This is a genomic window from Actinobaculum suis (assembly GCF_900618115.1).
GTDB lineage: Bacteria > Actinomycetota > Actinomycetes > Actinomycetales > Actinomycetaceae > Actinobaculum > Actinobaculum suis.
In genome coordinates, this window is record NZ_UYIO01000001.1 from 832,339 (window position 1) to 852,593 (window position 20,255).

15 protein-coding genes and 1 pseudogene are annotated in these 20,255 nt (G+C 58.2%); 12 read left to right on the forward strand and 4 right to left on the reverse strand.

Going from position 1 to position 20,255, the window contains the following annotated elements; translation table 11 throughout:
- Positions 1 to 12 precede the first annotated feature (12 nt).
- The 10 genes from glmS to guaB all read left to right on the forward strand — a co-directional run bounded on the left by glmS (position 13) and on the right by guaB (position 14,091).
- Entirely contained in the window at positions 13 to 1,866 is a 1,854-nt protein-coding gene (glmS, locus tag H8274_RS03405) for a glutamine--fructose-6-phosphate transaminase (isomerizing) (RefSeq protein ID WP_185933823.1), read from the forward strand.
- Positions 1,867 to 1,932: 66 nt separating this feature from the next.
- Positions 1,933 to 3,909 (forward strand): bifunctional ADP-dependent NAD(P)H-hydrate dehydratase/NAD(P)H-hydrate epimerase, encoded by a 1,977-nt coding sequence (locus H8274_RS03410; protein ID WP_185933824.1) that lies wholly within the window; start codon positions 1,933 to 1,935, stop codon positions 3,907 to 3,909.
- Positions 3,893 to 5,179, forward strand: coding sequence for an alanine racemase (gene alr, locus H8274_RS03415; protein WP_185933825.1), 1,287 nt, complete (start codon positions 3,893 to 3,895; stop codon positions 5,177 to 5,179). The genes H8274_RS03410 and alr overlap by 17 nt, the downstream gene beginning before the upstream one ends.
- Before the next feature lie 48 nt (positions 5,180 to 5,227).
- Positions 5,228 to 5,794, forward strand: coding sequence for a tRNA (adenosine(37)-N6)-threonylcarbamoyltransferase complex ATPase subunit type 1 TsaE (tsaE, locus tag H8274_RS03420; protein WP_185933826.1), 567 nt, complete (start codon positions 5,228 to 5,230; stop codon positions 5,792 to 5,794).
- Positions 5,795 to 6,502, forward strand: a complete 708-nt coding sequence (gene tsaB / locus H8274_RS03425; RefSeq protein ID WP_065419534.1) for a tRNA (adenosine(37)-N6)-threonylcarbamoyltransferase complex dimerization subunit type 1 TsaB — start codon at positions 5,795 to 5,797, stop codon at positions 6,500 to 6,502. It abuts the gene before it with no gap.
- Complete coding sequence (locus H8274_RS03430; protein ID WP_185933827.1) at positions 6,486 to 7,196, forward strand: GNAT family N-acetyltransferase; 711 nt, start codon at positions 6,486 to 6,488, stop codon at positions 7,194 to 7,196. Before tsaB ends, H8274_RS03430 begins: the two co-directional genes overlap by 17 nt.
- Before the next feature lie 25 nt (positions 7,197 to 7,221).
- Positions 7,222 to 8,265 (forward strand): tRNA (adenosine(37)-N6)-threonylcarbamoyltransferase complex transferase subunit TsaD, encoded by a 1,044-nt coding sequence (tsaD, locus tag H8274_RS03435; RefSeq protein WP_049618660.1) that lies wholly within the window; start codon positions 7,222 to 7,224, stop codon positions 8,263 to 8,265.
- A gap of 247 nt (positions 8,266 to 8,512) precedes the next feature.
- Positions 8,513 to 8,809: a co-chaperone GroES gene (gene groES, locus H8274_RS03440; RefSeq protein ID WP_049618659.1), complete on the forward strand. Its 297-nt coding sequence runs from the start codon at positions 8,513 to 8,515 to the stop codon at positions 8,807 to 8,809.
- Positions 8,810 to 9,302: 493 nt separating this feature from the next.
- Positions 9,303 to 12,179 (forward strand): bifunctional metallophosphatase/5'-nucleotidase, encoded by a 2,877-nt coding sequence (locus H8274_RS03445; protein WP_185933828.1) that lies wholly within the window; start codon positions 9,303 to 9,305, stop codon positions 12,177 to 12,179.
- Between the two features lie 406 nt (positions 12,180 to 12,585).
- Positions 12,586 to 14,091 (forward strand): IMP dehydrogenase, encoded by a 1,506-nt coding sequence (gene guaB / locus H8274_RS03450; RefSeq protein ID WP_185933829.1) that lies wholly within the window; start codon positions 12,586 to 12,588, stop codon positions 14,089 to 14,091.
- A gap of 254 nt (positions 14,092 to 14,345) precedes the next feature.
- On the opposite strand, the gene H8274_RS03455 is transcribed toward guaB, so the two are convergent.
- A complete protein-coding gene (locus H8274_RS03455) occupies positions 14,346 to 14,492 on the reverse strand; it encodes a hypothetical protein (protein WP_185933830.1) in 147 nt (48 codons plus the stop codon).
- The gene (locus tag H8274_RS03460; RefSeq protein ID WP_185933831.1) at positions 14,474 to 15,157 is read right to left on the reverse strand and encodes an exonuclease domain-containing protein; all 684 of its coding nucleotides are present in this window, start codon (positions 15,155 to 15,157) and stop codon (positions 14,474 to 14,476) included. Before H8274_RS03460 ends, H8274_RS03455 begins: the two co-directional genes overlap by 19 nt.
- A 224-nt stretch (positions 15,158 to 15,381) precedes the next feature.
- Between H8274_RS03460 and H8274_RS10000 the strand changes: the two are divergent.
- Together H8274_RS10000 and H8274_RS03475 are read left to right on the forward strand one after the other, a co-directional pair.
- Positions 15,382 to 16,157, forward strand: a pseudogene (locus tag H8274_RS10000) (transposase).
- A 100-nt stretch (positions 16,158 to 16,257) separates the two neighbouring features.
- Positions 16,258 to 17,373, forward strand: a complete 1,116-nt coding sequence (locus H8274_RS03475) for a GuaB3 family IMP dehydrogenase-related protein (RefSeq protein ID WP_049618892.1) — start codon at positions 16,258 to 16,260, stop codon at positions 17,371 to 17,373.
- Positions 17,374 to 17,568: 195 nt separating this feature from the next.
- Here the strand turns inward: H8274_RS03475 and H8274_RS03480 are convergent, their stop codons facing one another.
- Entirely contained in the window at positions 17,569 to 17,997 is a 429-nt protein-coding gene (locus H8274_RS03480; RefSeq protein WP_049618891.1) for a GNAT family N-acetyltransferase, read from the reverse strand.
- Positions 17,998 to 18,083: 86 nt separating this feature from the next.
- The gene (locus tag H8274_RS03485; RefSeq protein ID WP_049618890.1) at positions 18,084 to 20,249 is read right to left on the reverse strand and encodes an NAD(+) synthase; all 2,166 of its coding nucleotides are present in this window, start codon (positions 20,247 to 20,249) and stop codon (positions 18,084 to 18,086) included.
- Positions 20,250 to 20,255 lie beyond the last annotated feature (6 nt).

The following is a 20,255-nucleotide window of genomic DNA, read 5'->3' on the forward strand; positions in this document are numbered from 1 at the left end:
ATATTTTTTCAGGTGTGTGGAATCGTAGGATACGCGGGTTCAAGCCCCGCTAGTAATAGACCTCAAGATGTAGTGCTGGCCGGTTTGGCGCGCCTCGAATACCGCGGATATGACTCCGCGGGCGTGGCACTCGTGAACGAAAATGGGGAAATTGCCGTTACGAAACGTGCCGGGCGCCTCGATAATTTACGGCAGGCCCTCGCCGCGAAAACCGGCACTGGTATTTCTGCCATTGGGCACACGCGATGGGCCACGCATGGCGCCCCTTCGGATACCAATGCCCACCCGCACCTGTCTTTTGACGGCAAAGTAGCGGTAGTACATAACGGCATTATCGAAAACTATCGGGAGCTGGCCCAGCAGTTGCGGGAAACGCAGGGGATTGAACCCGTCTCGGAAACGGATACGGAGATCGCCGCCCATCAGCTCGCGGTTTTCTTGGCCCAAACCGGAGACCTAAAAGAAGCCATGCTGCGGCTTGCCAATGTACTGGAAGGTTCTTTCACCCTGGTGGCTGTGGACGGCAGCGGGCTGGTAGTGGCGGCGCGGCGTAACTCCCCGTTGGTAGTGGGTTTGGGAAACGGGGAGAATTTCCTCGGATCTGACGTGGCTGCTTTTGTGGGGGAAACCCGCCAGGCTTTGGAAATCGCGCAAGATACGGTGGTGGTTTTGCGCCCGGATACGGTAGAGCTGTACAACTTTGCCGGGGAGCCAACCGCGGGCCGGCCGTTCACGGTGGTTTGGGATGCTTCTGCCGCCGTCAAGGGCGGATACGCCACCTTTATGGATAAGGAGATTCACGAGGAGCCGACGGCGGTAGCCGAGACTCTGCGGGGCCGGATGGTAGACGGCAAACTGGAACTCGATGAGATGCGGATTTCGCCCGATGTTTTGCGCCGGATTGACAAGATCGTGGTGATTGCCGCGGGCACCGCTTCTTATGCCGGCCAAGTGGCCCGATACGCGATTGAACACTGGTGCCGCATCCCCGTGGAGGTGGAACTTGCTTCCGAGTTCCGCTACCGGGACCCGGTGGTTTCCGAAAAAACTTTGACGGTGGCAATCTCCCAATCCGGGGAAACCATGGACACGATCATGGCAATCCGGCACGCCCGTGAACAAGGTTCGAAAGTGTTGGCGATCGTAAACACTTATGGTTCGACGATTGCCCGCGAATCGGACGCGGTGCTTTACACCCATGCCGGCCCGGAAATCGCGGTGGCTTCCACGAAGGCTTTCGTGGCGCAAATTGCCGCCACTTATCTGCTGGGTCTTTATTTGGCACAGTTGCGGGGCAATAAATACCAAGACGAAATCGCGCACTATTTGGATGAGCTCGGGAAAATGCCCGGCCGGATTACCAAAGTATTGGAGCAAGAGGCTGATATTCGCGCCCTGGCCCAAAAAATGAAGGATGCTACTTCGGTGTTGTTCCTGGGCCGGCACGTGGGATATCCGGTGGCCTTGGAAGGGGCGCTGAAGCTGAAGGAAATCGCCTACATTCACGCGGAAGGATTTGCGGCCGGTGAGCTCAAACACGGTCCGATCGCCCTGGTAGAGCCGGGGTTGCCGGTGTTCTTTATTGTGCCGACGCCGCGCCGGCCCGAGTTGCACGCCAAGGTGCTTTCCAATTTGCAGGAAGTGCGTTCGCGCGGGGCGGTGACGATCGTAATTGCTGAAGCTGGGGACGAATCGGTGCGCGAGTTCGCGGAAGAGGTTTTCTGGGTGCCTAACTCCACCCCGACTCTCATGATGCCGCTGGTCACCGTGCTGCCCTTGCAGATTTTTGCTTCCGAAATGGCCGCGGCTAAGGGGTACGACGTCGATAAGCCACGCAACCTCGCCAAGTCCGTGACGGTGGAATAAAAACAAAATGTATCCAAAATTGACACCAAACCGCTAAAAAATGGCGCGCGCGCCTAAACTAGAAATATGTTGAGAACATACGAGGTGGCTACGGTACAGGCGGCAGAAGCCCCGCTCTTGGCGGCGGGCGTGCCGCTAATGAAGCGGGCGGCGCGAGCGCTGGCCAATCGGATCATTTGGGAGTTACGCACTCGCCGGATCCGCTTGGTAGGAGCCCCCATCGCGGTGTTCGTGGGCGGCGGCAATAATGGCGGGGATGCCCTCTATGCCGCCGCGCACCTAGCTGCGCGGGGCGCCCAAGTGCGGCTTATATTATGCGCGCCGCAAGTGCATGCGGCCGGCCTGGCTGCCGCGCAGCGAGCCGGTGCGCGCCTCGCTCCCGGTGCCTACCTGGCACCACCCGCGGTCGCGGTAGCTGATACTGTGCCGGCTGAGTCTGCGCCGGCAGTTGCCGCGCCAGCTGTGGCCGCGCCAGCCGCGGCCGCGCCGGAACTTTCCGCCGCCGATTTGGCGGCAGTGGCCGGTGCGGAAGCTAGCCGGGCGGCTGTGTGGATCGACGGTCTGCTGGGGATTGGCGCTCGCGGGCCGGCCCGCGAACCGATCGCCAGTGTTTTGGAAGTTCTCAACGCTGAACTTGATGCTTCCCCAATGGAGCCGCTCGTGGTAGCGGTCGATACCCCTTCGGGGATTGATCCGGATACGGGCGCTGTGCCCGGCCCCGCGCTGCGTGCCCATATCACGGTGACCATGGGCGCCGCCAAGGCCGGGCTAGTGGTGCCACCCGCCTGCGGCTATGCCGGCAAAATTGACCTGGTAAAACTAGGTTTTGCGGCCACGCTCGGGCAGTGGGCAGTAGCTACTCTTAGCGATGCGGACGTTGCCGATCTGTTGGATATTCCTGGCCCGGAAGCACATAAATATACGCGTGGCGTGGCTGGCATTCTGGCCGGTAGCGCGCCTTACCCGGGCGCAGGCTTGCTCGCTACCAAGGGGGCTCGGGCCATGGGGCCCGGTTACGTGCGCTACCTGGGAGAAGCCGCCGTAGGTAAGTTGATTGCGGCCCGCTACCCGGACGTGGTGCTTGCCCCGGGCCGCGTGCAAGCCTATTGCGTAGGTTCGGGCAACCCACCGGGTGGGAGCCAGCTCCTGCGCCACACCTTGGGCTTGCAGACCTCCGTAGCGCCCGCAACACCGGCTTTGGGTGAAGGAACAGCTGCCGCCGTAGAACCGGCCCGCGGCGCAGAACCAGTAGAACCAGCCGTGCCCGCCGATCTGGCCGCCGGCGTAGAGCTGGCTGCCCCCGTAGAACCGGCCTGCGGCGCAGAACCAGCCGTACCGGCAGATACTGCGGCGCAGGAGGCTATCTCTACCGCGGTACCGGTGGTAATCGACGCCGGCTGCCTGGACGATATTGCCAGCCTGCTCGCTGAAATCCCGGGCGGCCGCCTGCCCGAATATGCGGTACTCACCCCGCACGCGGGGGAAGCCGCGCGGCTATTGGCAGCTTTGGGCCATCCCACAAGTCGGGAGACGATCGAAGCCACGCCGTTGCTTTATGCGCGGAAAATTGCCCGCCTGACGGGCGCTACCGTGGTGCTGAAAGGCGCCGTCGATATTGTGGCAAGCCCGGGCGGGCAAGCCTACGCGCAAGGAGGTGCCCCCGGGTGGCGGGGAGTTGCTGGCAGTGGGGACGTTCTGGCTGGAGCCATCGCGGCTCTGCTGGCCATGCATCCGCAAACAGCGAAACAGCCGGGCGGGGCCGCGCTTTTGGCGGCAGCAGCGGCGCATATACACGGCCGGGCGGCGGCGCGCGCGGCCGACTGCGAATTTGGGTGGCAATTAGTGGAAGAACCGGAGTATGCTCGCGCGGCGGATACTGCACCGGCGCTCGGGGCAGTAGGCGCAGCGCCAGGCCGCCCGCTCACTGCCGCTTCCATCGCCGGCCAGATTGCGCCCGTTATCGGGCATATTCTGGGTAATTCGCTATCAGATTCGCAAGCAGATTTGCGAGCAACCGGAAGGCAGAGTGAAGTTGGTGATTGAGAGTTTCTATCCATCGCGGGCAGAGATTTCCTTAGGAGCCCTGGCGCATAATTTCCGGTGGTTGCGAGCACGCCTGCCTAAGACGAAGATTATGGCGATCGTGAAGGCTGATGCTTACGGGCACGGAATTGTGCCGTGCGCGCGGGCGCTAGCCGCGGCCGGCGCTGATTATCTAGGTGTGGCGCAACTGGGCGAGGCGATGTCTTTAGCCGCACAGTTGCGTGCTGATGAAGAAGCGACGCCGGCCGGCCCAGCCGGCCCTGGCGGTGCGGGGGCACTGCCAGCCACGCACCCGCCCATTTTCAGTTGGATTTATGCGCCGGGTTCGGATCTGCGGGCCGCTTTCCGGGCGGGAATTGAAGTCTCGGTAGGCACTCCCTGGGTGGTAGATGAACTAGAAAGATACGCAGGCGGGGGCATGCGCGGCGCAAAGATTCATATTGCCGTAGATACCGGGATGGCCCGGGAAGGTTTTACCCGCGGGGAATTGGAACGCATACTGCCGCGTTTGCAAGCTTTGGCAAGCGTGGGAGCCGTAGAAATCAAAGGTTTGTGGAGCCACCTAGCACAAGCAGACACCTTGAGTACTTCCGCTCTCGCACCCAGCGGTGAGGCCGCGGGCACAGAATCCGGTGCCGACCAGCAAACATATACCCACGTGGTCAATCCTGCACCTACGCAGGCCCAGATCAGCCGGTTTGAAGAAGCAAAGCAAATGCTTGCCGAAGTGGGAATAACTCCGCCGCTACTGCATCTCGCAGCTTCCGGCGGGGCACTTTTCCACAATAAAGCCCAATATTCGATGGTTCGGCCCGGCATTTTGCTCTACGGTATTTCCCCAAATCCGCAGGTGGCAACGGCCGCCGAATTGGGTTTGCAAGCAGTAATGACCTTGCGCTCGCGAATTATCGGCGCCCGGATAACGGAAAGCACCACCGGGGTGTCTTATGGTGGTACGCAAACCGTGCCGGCGGGAACCCACCTGGGGATCGTGCCGCTCGGGTATGGCGATGGTATTCCGCGGGCAGCTTCCAACCGGGGGCAAGTACTGGTTAGGGGCCATCGCTGCCCGATTATTGGCCGGGTATGCATGGACCAGTTTGTGATCCAATTGCCACCATCTGCCCGCCCGGGCGATGAAGTGGTGATCTTCGGTGATGAAAGTACCGGCGCGCCCACTGCCGATAACTGGGGTGAATGGTCCGATTCGATCGGCTACGAGATTCCCACCCGTATTGGCCCGCGCGTTCGGCGCGTATACGTGGAATAAAGCGCGCGCCTCCTAACTAACAGGCAGGAAGTAGATGCGGGGTTTATCATGGAGCGCGTGATGAAGGAAATCGTAATCCCGGATGCGGAAGAAATGCAGAGCTTCGGCAGGGCGCTGGGCGAATCGGTGCAGCGCGGCGATCTGGTGATGCTTACCGGTCCGCTCGGGGCAGGGAAGACGACGCTGGTGCGCGGGGTAGCAGCCGGCATGAATGTAAGCGGGCGCGTTACCTCGCCCACCTTCGTGATTGCCAATGTGCACAAAAACCGCGGTACTGGCCCGGATCTTATCCACGTGGATGCCTATCGTTTAGAAGGCCTCGAAGAACTCGATGCCCTCGATCTGGATACCAGTTTGGAAGATTCTGCCACCCTCATTGAATGGGGTACAGGCAAAGTAGAAGTCCTTTCCCCAGACCGGCTAGAAATCACGATCACCCGCCCGGAAGGTGCCGCTCGCGGCCAAGACGTAGCCGACCTGTACGTGGATGCGCCGCGCACCTTGACTTTCACTGCCACCGGGCAACGCGCTCATGATTTGCTGGCCGAAACTTTGCACCGCTACCAAGAATCCACGCCGAATCCCGCTCCTGCGGATGAGGAAAAGAGCGAATAAATGATTATTTTGACGATTGATACCTCTGACCAGACCGTAGTTGGCGTGGTGGAAACTAATTTCGGGACGGTTCCCGAAACCGAGGCTAAGTTCCATACTTTGGCCCGCCTGGTTTCTGCAGATTCGCGGAGCCATGCCGAAAACCTGACGCCCATGGTCAGCGATGCGCTCGACGCGGCTGATGTAGACGTGCCGGAAGCTATCGTGGCCGGTACCGGCCCGGGTGCTTTTACGGGTTTGCGTGCCGGTTTAGTAACTGCCCGCACCCTCGCCTTTGCGTGGGATATTCCGCTTTACGGGGTCCCTTCGCTAGATGCCATGGCCTACGGCGCGCTTAGCGCCGGCGCAACGCAAGTGTGGCCGGTGATCGATGCGCGGCGCAAGGAACTGTACATTGCCGGGGCTCGCGCAATTGCCGGGTATAGTGACGTCCTCGTTTTTTCGCCCCCGCAGATCATTAAGCCTGCCGAAGTAGCGACGACGACGCACGGCGCCCCGCTCGCCGTTTCCCGTGCCGATTTGTATCCGGAATTGGCCGGCGCCCAGCTGGTACTTCCCGAACCGGAATATTTGGCGAGTATTGCCCTTTCCCGTTTGGATAACGCGGCCGATCCGGAGGCGGCTTTGAGCACCGAACCGTTGTATTTGCGCCGCCCGGATGTGGCCCGCGGGGTGGCCCAAAAGGCGGGCGATGGCTACCGTTCCTAAACCCGCCGCCGATAATCCGGCCGGAAACCTCGCCCCCGAAACCGGCGTTACCCGCGAAGACCGCAGCACGAGCGAAGGCCAGGCTACCTACGAAGGTAAAAGCGCTGGCGAAAGCCACGCAGAACGCGAAGGCCGCGCTACCTACGAAGGTAATAGCGCCGGCGAAAGCCACGCAGAACGCGAAGGCAATACCGGCGGCGTAGCGCCGGCGCGCGCATTTCGGCTACGCCGGCAAGTGGCGATGCCCGCTGATGCGGATGCGCTCACGCGTTTCGATTTTGCGGTATTCGACCGGGAAGCCTGGCCGGAAGCCGCCTGGCAAGAAGCTCTCAGCTTTCCGGGTTGCCTGGTTCTCATAGATCGACTTATCGAAACCACGCCGCCCCGGCCGGAGGTAGACGATCTGGTTGCGGCCGGAGCCGTCAATTTAGGCGTGGAAGCAGAAATCATGACGATCGGCGTCGATAAATCCTTCCGCGGGCAGGGGATAGGTAGCTCCCTTCTCGATTCTTTGCTCACGGTAGCCGCGGCCTGCGGGGCCGAACAGGTCTTTTTGGAAGTGCGAGAAAACGATCCCGTAGCCCGCGGATTATATGAATCGCGCGGTTTTTACACCGTGGGCACGCGCCCCGGCTATTACCGAGGTACAGACGGGCTAATTATGCGGCGCGATATACATCGTGATGCACAGTAGGCCAGCTCGGCGCTAGACTTTGCGCGTGAGTATTACGGTTCTCGGCATTGAAACATCCTGTGATGAAACCGGCGTCGCCATTGTAAAAGACGGTGAGCTACTGGCAGACGTAACGGCCACCTCCATGGACGAGTACGCACGCTACGGCGGGATTATCCCAGAAATTGCCTCGCGTGCACATCTACAACAAATGGTTCCCACCATTACTGCGGCCCTCGAAAAAGCGCAGACCGCGCTCGCAGATATAGACGCGATCGCGGTGACCGCCGGGCCCGGCCTGGTCGGATCTTTGACGGTAGGAGTTTCCGCAGCAAAAGCACTGGCCTTAGCACTTGGCATACCCCTCTACGGCGTGAACCATATTATTGGACATTTGGCGGTAGATGAGCTCGCGGAAGGCCCTTTCCCAGAAAAGTTCATTGGCCTAGTAGTATCGGGCGGCCATTCCTCGATTTTGCGGGTGGGCAATATTGCCACGGAGGTGGAAGAACTCGGCGGTACTTTGGACGACGCCGCGGGCGAAGCCTTCGATAAAGTGGGCCGCTTGCTCGGCACCCCGTACCCGGGTGGGGTTTACGTAGATAAACTCTCGCAAGCTGGTGACCGGGAGGCAATTCGTTTCCCGCGCGGCCTGGAAAGCGGGAAAAACCGCGAAAAGCACCCCTATGATTTCTCCTTCTCCGGGCTCAAGACGGCGGTAGCCCGCTACATTGAAGGCTGTGAAGCACGCGGCGAAGAAGTTAATAAGCCCAATATTGCCGCCGGTTTTACGGAAGCCATCGTCGATACCCTGACGGAGAAAGCTTTGCGTGCCTGCCACGCCTACGATTGCGATACGCTCGTGATCGGCGGCGGCTTTTCGGCAAACTCGCGGCTGCGGGCGCTCGCGGCCGAACGTGGGGAAGCAGAAGGCATCACCGTGCGGATCCCGCCCCTGCGTTACTGCACTGATAATGGGGCGATGATCGCGGCACTGGGCTATGAGCTAGTAAAAAATAATGTGCCCGAATCTGCACTGGATCTTTCGGTGGATACCAATATGGATCTGAGCACCATCGTCATGAATTAGCAGAAGCGGGAATGGGGCGAGCACATGCCCAGGCAGAGTGAGGAACTCGGCGGTTTTGCTCAAGGGTGAATTATTTCGCTCTAACCTGGCACTCAACTTGACCGAGTGCTAGCTACAGCCTAACGTTAACTCCGGACGTAGTTCTGCTACGGCTTGTGCTTGGGTTTGGGCCCGGCCCCCGCGACGGCGGGTCCCGGCTCTGAGCGCTGACATAATTGCACGAGTCTAGAAGTAAAGGAGGAGACAATTGTCCGTCTCCATTAAGCCGCTTGAGGATCGCATTGTCATCAAGCAGGAAGAAGCTGAAACCACCACGGCCTCGGGTATCTATCTTCCGGATACCGCCACTGAGAAGCCAACCGAAGGCAAGGTGCTGGCGGTAGGGCCGGGCCGCATCGATGACAATGGGAACCGGGTTCCGCTGGATATTAAGGAGGGCGACGTCGTCGTCTACTCCAAGTACGGCGGGACGGAAGTAACGTACGGAGAAGAAACGTACATTATTCTTTCCGCGCGTGATGTGCTGGCTATTGTCGAGCGCTAAAAATACTAGGGCATGGCACTCGTTAATGCGCACTACCGGATGGTAAGCATTGGCCTATATCTGGCAAAAAAACCGGTAGTGGGTAAACGGCAATGATAGCGGGTGTCGCCCAGATTCTGGTCACTGAATATCGATATACATATAAGCGGTAGTGCCGCTTGAATGTGAGATTGGTGTTCGTGCGGATCTATTGGTAGGGCCGGAGCTGGGAGGTTATCTCTTAGCTCCGGCCCTATGTTTTGTTTTTATTCGCGATAAACCCCTATTGCTTTTCGCGATAAACCCCTAACTATTTGGGCCCTTTAGTTAAGGGCCCTTTAGCTCCTATTGTTCAGGACCTTTCTCCCGGACCGCGGAGGAATGACCCCAAGTATTAGATCAAATGTTCCATGCTGTTCACCGAGGTTTACGAGGTGTTTACACGGTTCCAGGATGATGCTGGGTGACCCTGTGAAAACACGGAGTTGTATTCAGGTAACACGAAGGAATAAATATGTCTAAATCGATTTTTAGGCGAGGGTCCGCATATATCACGGCCCTCGCCGTCGTTATGGGTGGGGCCACGATCCCCGCGTATGGCGAGCAAAAGACCGCTGGTGTGCAGGGTGAAGGGCAAACTGTTTCCACGCAGGCTGATACGCAGCAAGTTGGCACCGAATCTGGAAATACCGGAACCGAACAGGGAACCGCAGAAAGTGGAACCGGCGATGCCGGTAGCGGGGAAAGCGGATCCGGCGATGCCGGTAGCGCGCAAACCAGTACTACCAAGATCGATATTGCGGTGATTTCAGACTTCCATGGGCACATTGAAACTGCCGCCCACCTGGCCGGGCAAATTAATAAGTTGCGCGAAGCAAACCCGGGTAATACGTTCTTCGTGGGCAACGGTGATTTGGTTGGCGGTTCCGCCTACGTTTCCTCCATTGCAAACGATCAGCCCACGCTGGATATCCTGAACGCGATGGGCCTCCAAGGTTCCTCTTCTGGAAACCACGAATTTGATCAGGGCTACAACGACTACCGGGACCGCATTAAGAAGGAAGCGAATTTCCCCTTCGTCCATGCCAATGTGGAAGGGGCTCGGCCGGGAGACTTCGCGCCCTACTTTATGCTCAAGACCGAGGATGGGATCCGGGTCGCTTTTGTAGGCACGGTGACGGCCGATATGCCGAACCTGGTTTCTGCCTCCGGAATTAGAGGGCTTACATTCACCGATCCGGTAGAAGCAACGAACCGTGTTGCTGCCCAGCTCAAGGATGGCGACGAATCTAATGGGGAAGCCGATATTGTGGTTGGCCTCATGCACGAAAACCATGAAGTAGCGCAAAAGGTGGGTGCGGATGTAGACGTGCAGGTTGCCGGCCACACCCATTTGCTCGCCGAAACCACAACCGAATCCGGTGCACCGGTTATTGAACCCGGTGAGTTCGGCCGGAACTTTGGGCACATTGTGCTCGAATGGGATAACGAAAAGAAAGAACTGAAGAGCGTTACCGCCGAAAATAAGACGGTGTACGACGTCGAAAAGAAGGCTTTCACCGAGCCAGACGTGATTGATCAAGATATCGAGGCTCTGTATCAGAAGGCTAAGGCGCAAGCGGAAGAATTGGGCGCCCAACCGGTGGGAACCATTAGCGGTATCGCTAATCGCGGTACGAACGATCGGAACACAAACGATACTGGCGCTAACCGCGGTACGGAATCTTCTGTGGGCAATTTGATCGCAGAAGGCTTCTACCAGTACTCGCTCGGCATGGAGAAGAAGGCCGATTTCGGGATTATTAATCCTGGCGGTTTGCGGGCCGATCTAGATCCGAATGGTGATGGCCAGATCACCTACCAGGAGTCCTACAGCGTCCAGCCCTTCGGCAATTCTTATGCGACGATCGATCTGACGGGCGCACAGGTTTACACCATGCTCGAACAGCAGTGGAAGGATGCGGAAGATGCAGCCCGGCCACTATTGCGCTTGGGACTTTCCTATAACACCACCTACCTGTACGACCACGAAGGTGAGCCGGGCAACCGGGTGAAGGCGGTTTACGTTGATGGCAAGCTCGTGCCACGCGATGAATCGCAGACGTATACGATCGCTTCGAACCAGTTCCTGCTGGATGGGGGCGATGGTTTCAGCGTCTTCACGGAAGGTAAGAACTACGCGGATACCGGCATCGTTGACAACGTGGCCTTCAACGAATTCTTGAAGGCCAACCCGGACTTCCAGGTTTCCTACCGTCAGTCTTCAATCGGTATTAACGGTGAAGATAAACTGCAGCCGGGCAAGGAAGCCACGATTAACTTGGCCTCGCTCTCCATGACTTCCTCCGAACCGGTAACCGAAAAGGTAGACCTGTACCTGAACAACACGAAGGTCGGTACCGCAGAAGTGGATAACACGGTGACCCCGCATATTGACGACACCGGGAAGGCCACGATCACCTTCACCGTTCCCGCGGACGCTCCCTTCGAATCCACTCTGCGTGTGGTTGCCGGGGATGCCGATCTGACGATTCCGGTAACGGTGGGCGAACAGACGGCTCAGACGGACACGAATACGGCGGGCACGGATACGGCGGGCACGGATACGACGGGCACGGATCCGGCAGGCACGGATCCGGCAGGCACCGAGAAGCCCGGTGCCGACAAACCGGCTAGCGAAAAGCCGGTTGGTGTGTGGGCGGTTGGTAATGATGCTCGTGGTATTTTCTACGTGAACGCGTGGGGTCAGGGTAAGGCTGATCGTACGGTTAACTATGGCAACCCGAACGATGAAATCATCTTCGGTGACTGGGATGGTGATGGTATAGATACGCCGTTGGTGCGCCGGGGCAACGTGTTCCTGGGCACGAATGGGTTTAGTGGTGTTGCGCAGTTCGAGTTTGCCTACGGTAACGCCGGTGATGAGGTCCTGGTAGGGGACTGGAATGGTGATGGTAAGGACACTGTTGCCGTGGTTCGCGGTAACCAGGTCTTTGTCCGTAACTCGCTGACCAGCGGTGTTGCTGACGCGGTTTATGCCTATGGCAATCCGACCGATACCCTTATTGCGGGGGATTGGAACGGGGACGGCAAGGATACCTTGGCCGCTGTGCGTGGAAATATCTTCTACGTGCAAAGCAAGCTGGAGGATACCAAGGCACCGCTGGAGTTTACTTATGGTACTGCTGGTGACCGCGTGATTGTTGGTGACTGGAACGGTACGGGCAAGGACGGGGTTGGCGTGGTACGTGGCAACCAGTTCTTCTTGAAGAACAAGCTGGTTACGGGCGTGGCTGATGAGGTCTTTGCTTATGGTAATGCGAAGGATGTTTCGGTGGTTGGTGATTGGGACGGGGACGGGATTGACACCCCGGCCGTAGACCGCCGCTAACACGAAGCTAACACCGCTAGCGTCTAACGCCGTAGCTCGCGCCGTTGCTAACGTAAAGCCGGTTTTTAGCAGCTAACGCCGCTAGCGCGGAATCAAACCGCTAGCGCCTAAGTAAATACGAAACCCGGGAGGTGCGAGGCCAGCCAGGCCCCGCACCTCCCGCATTTTCCCCGCGTACTAATTCCGCGATAAATGCGGGTTCCCACAAGAACACAAACCGCGGAATTGGTACCTGGAGCTGCGGTGCTGAGGGTGTGACCGTTGAGGGTGTGGCCATGGAATAATTTGCGTTACTGAAGTTAGGGAGGTGGTTGCCATAGGGGCAGCCACCTTTGCGGCATTAACTGGTGAGCAAATGCTCGCTTTATTCGGAGAATATGCAGGGTGCAGGGCGTAAAATGGAAAAATGGAGTTCGAGAATGACTTTGCACCGCTAGCACTTACTTATGATGATGTTCTGCTCGTTCCGCAACCTACGGATGTTATTCCCTCCGAGGTTGATACTTCCTCTCCGCTCACTCGCAAGATTACCCTGAAGACGCCGATGGTTTCGGCGGCTATGGATACGGTGACGGAACGGAATATGGCAGTAGCTATGGCTCGCCAAGGTGGAATCGGTATTATTCATCGCAACCTATCCGTAGAAGAACAAGCTCAACAAGTTCGGGAAGTGAAAAGGTCTGAATCGGGTATGGTCACCGATCCGGTTACCGTGGGCCCGGAAGCCACCTTGAAAGAACTTGATGACCTGTGCGGCCGCTACCGCATTTCTGGCCTGCCGGTAATTGACGGCGAAGGCACGCTCCTGGGCATTATTACTAATCGCGACCTCCGCTTTGTCAAGAAAAGCGACTACGAAAATATCCGCGTTTCGGAAGTAATGACGCGTATGCCGCTCATTACTGCCCCCACCGGGGTATCGCGGGAAGAAGCACAAGAACTTCTTTCCAGTAACAAGATTGAAAAACTACCGCTCGTAGATAAGGACGGAAAGCTTTCCGGCCTTATCACCGTTAAAGACTTCGTAAAAACCCAGCAGTATCCGAATGCTTCCAAGGACGCAGACGGAAGGCTACTGGTGGGCGCCGGCGTCGGCTATCTGGGTGACGCTTGGGAACGTGCCACCGCGCTTGCCGATGCGGGCGTAGACGTAATCGTTATCGACTCCGCAAACGGGGAAGCCAAGATCGCCCTCGATATGATCTCCAACCTGCGTAAGGACTCCGGGTTTGATGGGGTCCAGATTATTGGTGGAAACGTTGCCACCCGTTCCGGTGCTCAGGCGCTTATCGACGCCGGCGCGGATGCCGTCAAGGTTGGGATCGGGCCCGGCTCGATTTGTACCACCCGCGTGGTTGCCGGGGTTGGCGTTCCGCAGCTCACCGCTGTACACGAGGCAGCAAAGGCGTGCGGACCGGCCGGTGTACCGCTGATTGCGGATGGGGGCCTGCACTATTCTGGCGATATTGCAAAGGCTATCGTGGCCGGGGCAGACACCGTAATGCTCGGTTCCCTGCTTGCTGGCTGTGAAGAAACCCCCGGTGAACTCGTGTTTGTTAGCGGTAAGCAATACAAGCATTTCCGCGGCATGGGTTCGCTCGGTGCCATGAGCTCGCGGGGTAAGAAATCCTATTCGAAGGACCGCTATTTCCAGTCAGACGTTACCAGTGATGACAAGATCATTCCGGAAGGTATCGAAGGCCAAGTGCCGTATCGCGGTGCGCTTTCTTCCGTACTTTATGAACTGGTAGGCGGGCTCAACCAGTCCATGTTCTATTCGGGTGCGCGCACGATTCCGGAACTGAAGGAAAAGGGACGCTTCGTACGGATGACGGCGGCAGGCTTGCAAGAGTCCCACCCGCACGATGTACAAATGACCGTGGAAGCGCCCAACTACTCCGGCCGGAGCTAAACGCGAAAGCAACGCGAAACGCCTGCAAGAAAGCCAAACGGCGAAAGCAAGGCTAACGCAAAGCTACGCGGTAAAGCCGAACGGTAAGGCTGCGCGGCAGAGCTGCGCGGAAAGATTGGCGGCAAGGCTACGCGGCGCAGCCGAAAGCATATGTAGAAAAATATCAGCGTAGCAAAAGCGGGCTGCGGTAGTTCCCACCAGATGGGGGCTACCGCAGCCCGCTAGTTTTATAAACACTATGCGCAGTTGCGGACCTACTTGCCGGGAGCGAAAGTCTCCTCTTCGGTATGAGTCTCATCTTCGGCATGAGTCTCCTCTTCGGTATGAGTCAATGGCCGCGAAAACTGCAAATTGCCAGTATTGGGATACCGGGCAGCGCCCGCTACCGCGGTACGGGCCAACCTTCTTGCGGGCCCGAACCGCGGCCCCGAGATTGCAAGAAAGTTTGGAATTCGTTATTGGCAGCGATCTGCAAGTCCACCACCTCGCGCAGATCCATCTTCGCCACCTGCGGGTACTTGCGGACTATCGCTCCCAGTACTCGCAAAGTTGCCCGCACGTCAGTTTCGGCGTCGTGGAAGGAATCGTTATTGCCAACGCCGTAATGCTCCACCAAGTCTATTAGTCTGCGCTTGCCACGCCGATAACGATCCAGAGCCCGATCTAAAAGATACGGGTCTACTACCGGGAAGATTTCGCCCCCGAGCCGCTCGGTGAGGGTCGGCAAGCCGTGCCGGCCCAACTCCGCCTCCAACAAGGTGAAATCATATGAAGCATTAAAAGCAACTGCGGCAAAACCCCGGCTTAAATGCGCCACGAGCGCATCCGAGATTTCTGCCAAAACTTTCGTGATTGGCTGGCCCTCCTGCTGGGCCCGCTCCGTAGTAATCCCGTGGATAGCGCTCGCCGCCGCCGGGATGGGCACTCCCGGATCGGCCAACCAGAAGCGAGACTGTGCGCCGTCGGACGTGACCCGTACGAGCGAGCACGTAACAAGGCGTTCTTTCGCCGGATTCACACCGGTTGTCTCAGTATCGAATCCGAGGATCGGGTTTTCGGTCCACATAGCAATTCCTTCCGCAGTTGACTGCTCCTACCTTAGCCGCCGCGAGGCGCGTGGGGAGGGAACGCTCTCTCGTAAGAATGCTAAAGCCACCGCGGAGTTGTGTAGAAGAGGGCATTGAGGTCTGTGTATAGTGAGCAACCCTTGGCCTGGGCTGGATTAAATAGACCATGTGATTTGAGCGTGTCTTCCGTGACAGCCCCTGTTGGGCAGGAAGACTGGTAATCATGAAGAAATTCTCGAAGCACACCCCTGAGCAGATTGTGGCCAAGCTCGAGAAAGCCCGGGCCTTGAAGGCCTCGGGTAGTACTGTGGCCGAAGTCTGCCGTGACCTTGGCGTTAGCGAGGCAACCTACCATCGCTGGGTCAGGCAGTACGGCAACATGTCCCGCAGCGAAGCCCGCCGCTTTAAAGAGCTGCAGGAAGAAAACACCAAGCTCAAGCGCTTACTCGGGGAAGCTGAGTTGGAAAAGGCGCTGCTGAAGGAGCTTGCGGAGGGAAAATTCTGACCCCGGCACGCAGGTATGAAGCCATCGATTACGCTCTATCTGTGGGTTATTCGGTGCGCTTTGCCTGCCGGGTCGTCGGGGTATCCACAGCGGCGTACTACAACGCCCGCAAACGCCACCAGAAGCCTAGCGCGGATAAGTACGCCGCAGTGCGCGGTGGTAGGCCTCGGGTGTTGCGTATGGATAACGGCCCGGAGTTCATCAGCCAAGAGCTGACTCAATGGGCAGCCAAGCAAGACACTATCGAAGCGTTCATCCCACCGGGAATGCCCTGGCATAACGGGTTTGTGGAGTCCTTCCACAACCGGCTACGTGACGAGCTGCTAGAAGACGAGATGTTCGACGACCCTGCCCACGCGTCGCACTGCCTGCGACTGTGGTCAGAGCGTTACAATACGCATCATCCTCATTCGAGCCTAGGATTTATCCCACCGACTGAATACGCCAACCAATGGCACCAAACCCAGGAAGGCACTCAAACCGACCGGTCCTAAAAACTAGCCCGGCCCAGCGTCACCACCTGGTAGCCCCTCTGAAGTCCAATTCTGAGGTGCATACACGATAAGGGTAGCGATTCCAGCTAGGCTGGTAAGCGTGAGCGAAGTTGAAATTGGACGCGGGAAACGCGCACGAATTACGTACACGTTGGACGATATCGCGGTAGTACCACGGCGCCGCACCCGGGATGTGCGGGAGGTCTCAACCACTTGGCAACTCGATGCCTACCACCTGGATATTCCGGTCATGGCCGCGCCGATGGATTCGGTAGGTTCCCCGGAAATGATTGTTGAGCTCGGGAAAATGGGCGGGGTGGGCGTCCTAGACCTGGAAGGCTTGTGGACCCGTTACGAAAATCCGAGCGAAGTTTACGCGGAAATAGCCCGTACCTCCGCCGAAAATTCTAATGCGGTATTGCAGCGGCTGTACGCGGCCGAACCAATCAAGAATGAACTAATTGGCCAGCGGCTCACCGAATTGCGTGATGCGGGCGTGGTGGTGGCCGGTGCCTGCTCGCCGGGCGCCGCAAAATCGCTGGTCGGCCCGGTGCAAGAAGCGGGCCTGGACCTTTTTGTAATCCGCGGGACCACCGTATCTGCCGAACATGTTTCTACCACGCGTGAACCGCTCAACTTGCGCACGTTTATTTACGACCTGGATATCCCGGTGATCGTCGGCGGCGCTGTTACCTACCAGGGCGCCTTGCATCTAATGCGTACCGGCGCGGCGGGAGTGCTTGCCGGTTACGGTGGGGGAGCTGCTTCGCAAACCTTGCGCACGGTGGGCATTGCCGCGCCCATGGCTACCACCATTGCCGAAATTGCGGCCGCGCGGCGCGATTATTTGGATGAATCGGGTGGCCGGTACGTGCACGTAATTGCCGATGGGTCCCTGGGTACTTCCGGCGACGTCGTAAAAGCAATTGCTTGCGGAGCTGACGGCCTCATGTTGGGAACCATGCTGGCGCGGGCCGCGGAAGCTCCCGGTGCCGGGTGGCATTGGGGGCCGGAAGCACGCCATCCGCGCCTGCCGCGCGGAGAACGCGTTTATGTAGGAACCGCTGGTTCCCTCGAAGAGGTACTTTTCGGCCCCACTTCTTCGGCGCAGGGGCACACGAATATTATGGGCGCGCTCCGCCACGCGATGTCTGCCACTGGTTACTCGGATATCAAAGAATTCCAGCGCGCAGACCTATCCGTCGTACACCGATAACACCCCGAAAGGACCGGTTTAGAGTTCTCAGGGCCTGACCTATCCGTCGTACACCGATAACACCTCACTAACGAGAAACGGTGTTGGTTGGCATCTGCTCCGCTAAAAGCAACGCTAAAAGCAACGCTAAAAGAAAGCAGAACGCCAACCAACACCGTAACCGGTTAGAAAAACTAGGCCCTTGGCATGATCCCTTTAGGCCTCGTAACGGTACACGTTTGTTTCTCGGGGTTGGAAACCGACCCGACGGTACAGGCGGTTAGCGGCTTCACGGGAGGGCCGGGAAGTGAGGTCCACCGTCCGCGCCCCTACCTTTTGGGCTTGGGCCAAAGCAGCTTCCACGAGTTCCTTACCGGCCCCGTGGCCACGGGCTGCGCTATCAACCACTACGTCTTCCACCCAGGCACGTTTCCCGGTAGGAATCGAGAAAGTCACCAAAGTGAGCAGACCTTGGATTGGTTCGCCTGGCGCCTGCCGGTAAACCAATTGGTACACGCCCGGTTGGTTTAGTACCTCCGCGGCGTGTTCTTGCGAAACACCGGGCAAAGAATGCGAAAGCTGCGGGATTAGCTCCTGATAGGCCGCAAATAGCTCCGGTGTGAGCTCCGAAAAAATCTCAATCATACTTATTGCCTCATTTTGTTTTTATTACAAATTCCAGTGCCGCTACTCTTGTTCCAGTGCCGCTACTCTTGGCACTACCCTTGCCGCTATTCTTCGGGAACCTCGGCCAGGTCGGCCAGCCAAGCCTCGGAACTAATATCGGAAGGCATTCGCCATGCCCCAAGCGGGCCGAGCGAACCGCCCGGAAGGATTTCTGGACCGTTCGGGGAAGTGGACCGCTTGAACTGCTGGCTAAAGAACCTGCGCACAAAAATCCCCAACCAGTGTTTGATTTCCCCGATTGAATATTCGTGCCGCGCGCCCGTATAACCTTGCGGCCACCCGGCTTCCCGCGTGGCATCATGCCAGGCATGGTAGGCCAGGAAAGCAATTTTGGCCGGCTTGTACCCGCGCATTAACCAATACAGGTGGAAGTCCTGCAATTCGTAGGGGCCGATCTGCTGTTGGGTAGACTGCATGGCGCCCTGTGCATCTGCCGGTACCAGTTCCGGCGAGATTTCGGTATCCAAAATTGCTTGCAGGGCCGCATTTGCTTCCTCGCCAAAACGGGAGGTTCCAATCACCCAGCGAATAAGCCCTTGCATGGAAGTCTTGGGGAGGCCGGCATTCACGTTGTAATGGCAAATATGGTCACCCACGCCAAAGGTCGCCCAGCCCAAGGAAGATTCGGAAAGGTCTCCGGTGCCGAGCACGATCCCGCCGCGCTGGCCGGCAATCCGGAACAAATAATCGGCCCGCAAACCAGCCTGCACGTTTTCGAAGGTTACATCGTAAACGGGTTCCCCATGCGCGTAGGGGTGGCCCAGATCGCTCAGAATCTGCATACCCGCAGGCCTAATATCGATTTCTTCGAGAGGTACGCCCAAGGCCTGGCACAGTGCATAAGCATTAGATTTTGTGCCCTGCGAGGTAGCAAACCCGGGCAGGGTGAAAGCCAAAATATTATCCCGGGAAATTCCGGCCCGATCACACGCCGTAACTGCTACCAGCAGTGCCTGCGTGGAATCCAGACCGCCGGAAACTCCCAGCACAATCTTTGGTTGGCCGATCGCCCGCAAACGAGTTTGCAAAGCACTGGCTTGCAAGTTGAGTACTTCTTCCGGATCGATCGGGTGGCCATGATCTTCCTGGAAGGGGAAGCGCGGAAGGGGCCGGCGCAAATCCTGTACGCTTTTGCCCAGTTCTGCCATATCCGGTACCCCAAGCTGGAAGGGAATCTCCGGGTAGTCCACGGCGAGCGCGGCCGGCATTCCCGGCGCTCCCACGCTTGCCGCATCCGTAAACCCGGGGGCGGAGCGCCGCGCCAAAGCAATACCGTCTAGATCAATATCTGCGTAGGTAATAATCGGTTCCGACGCCGTGGGGAAACCGGCTCCGCCCGCTTCGGCTCCAAAACCGGAGTTGGCCAGTAAAGAACCATTTTCCACGATAAAAGCGGAGCTTGCCCAGGCCGCAGAAGTGCTCGATTCCCAAGCACCGGCATTCACGTAGAGAATCGCCCCGCGGGAGCGCGCGGAATCTACCAGGGCGGCCTGCTGGGGCTGCCGCCAACTTCCCGCTACTGCCGGGCTCGCATCCAGCCGCACCGTGAGCGCCGCCGGATCAGATTCTGCCGCGGTGCTATTCGCGCCATTATTTCCCGCAAAATCAATGGTGAAAGAAAAACCGGGAAGATCCGTGGCCGAAAAATACAGGCCGGGAGAACAGGGAATACTGTCCTTGTCTAACTGATACACCAGCCGGGCAGATTCTGCTGCAGGCAAATCCTCCAGCCAGTCGGCGTCGTCGTACGGAATAGTGGGATACGGATACTCCAGGGACTGGCGCGCCAGGGAAGCGCCGGGCGCGAAATACCGGGAACCGTAAGAACCAGCCGAAAAAGCTTGTTGGGGAACGGCCCCCAAAACATAGCCGCGATGGATCACTACCGCGCAAGAATACAGCGCTTGGGAAGATCGCAAGGGCGCACCTACCACCAACATGGGGGTGAGGTCCTGGGAAGCCAGGCGAATCTGTTCCAAAGCGCGGTAGCTTTGCTCCAGCAAAGCATCTTGGAAATAGAGATCTTCGAGGCTGGCGCCGCTTACTGCCAGAGCGGGGAAAGCGGCCAAAACGGCGCCTTGTGCGGAAGCTTGCTGGGCGGCAAGGATAATGCTGCTGGCATTGGCGAGGGGCTTACCGGGTGTAACCGCGGGAGAAACCGCGGCGATGCGGGCAAAGCCATGCGTGTAGAGCGAATAGAAATCCTTCATGGTAAA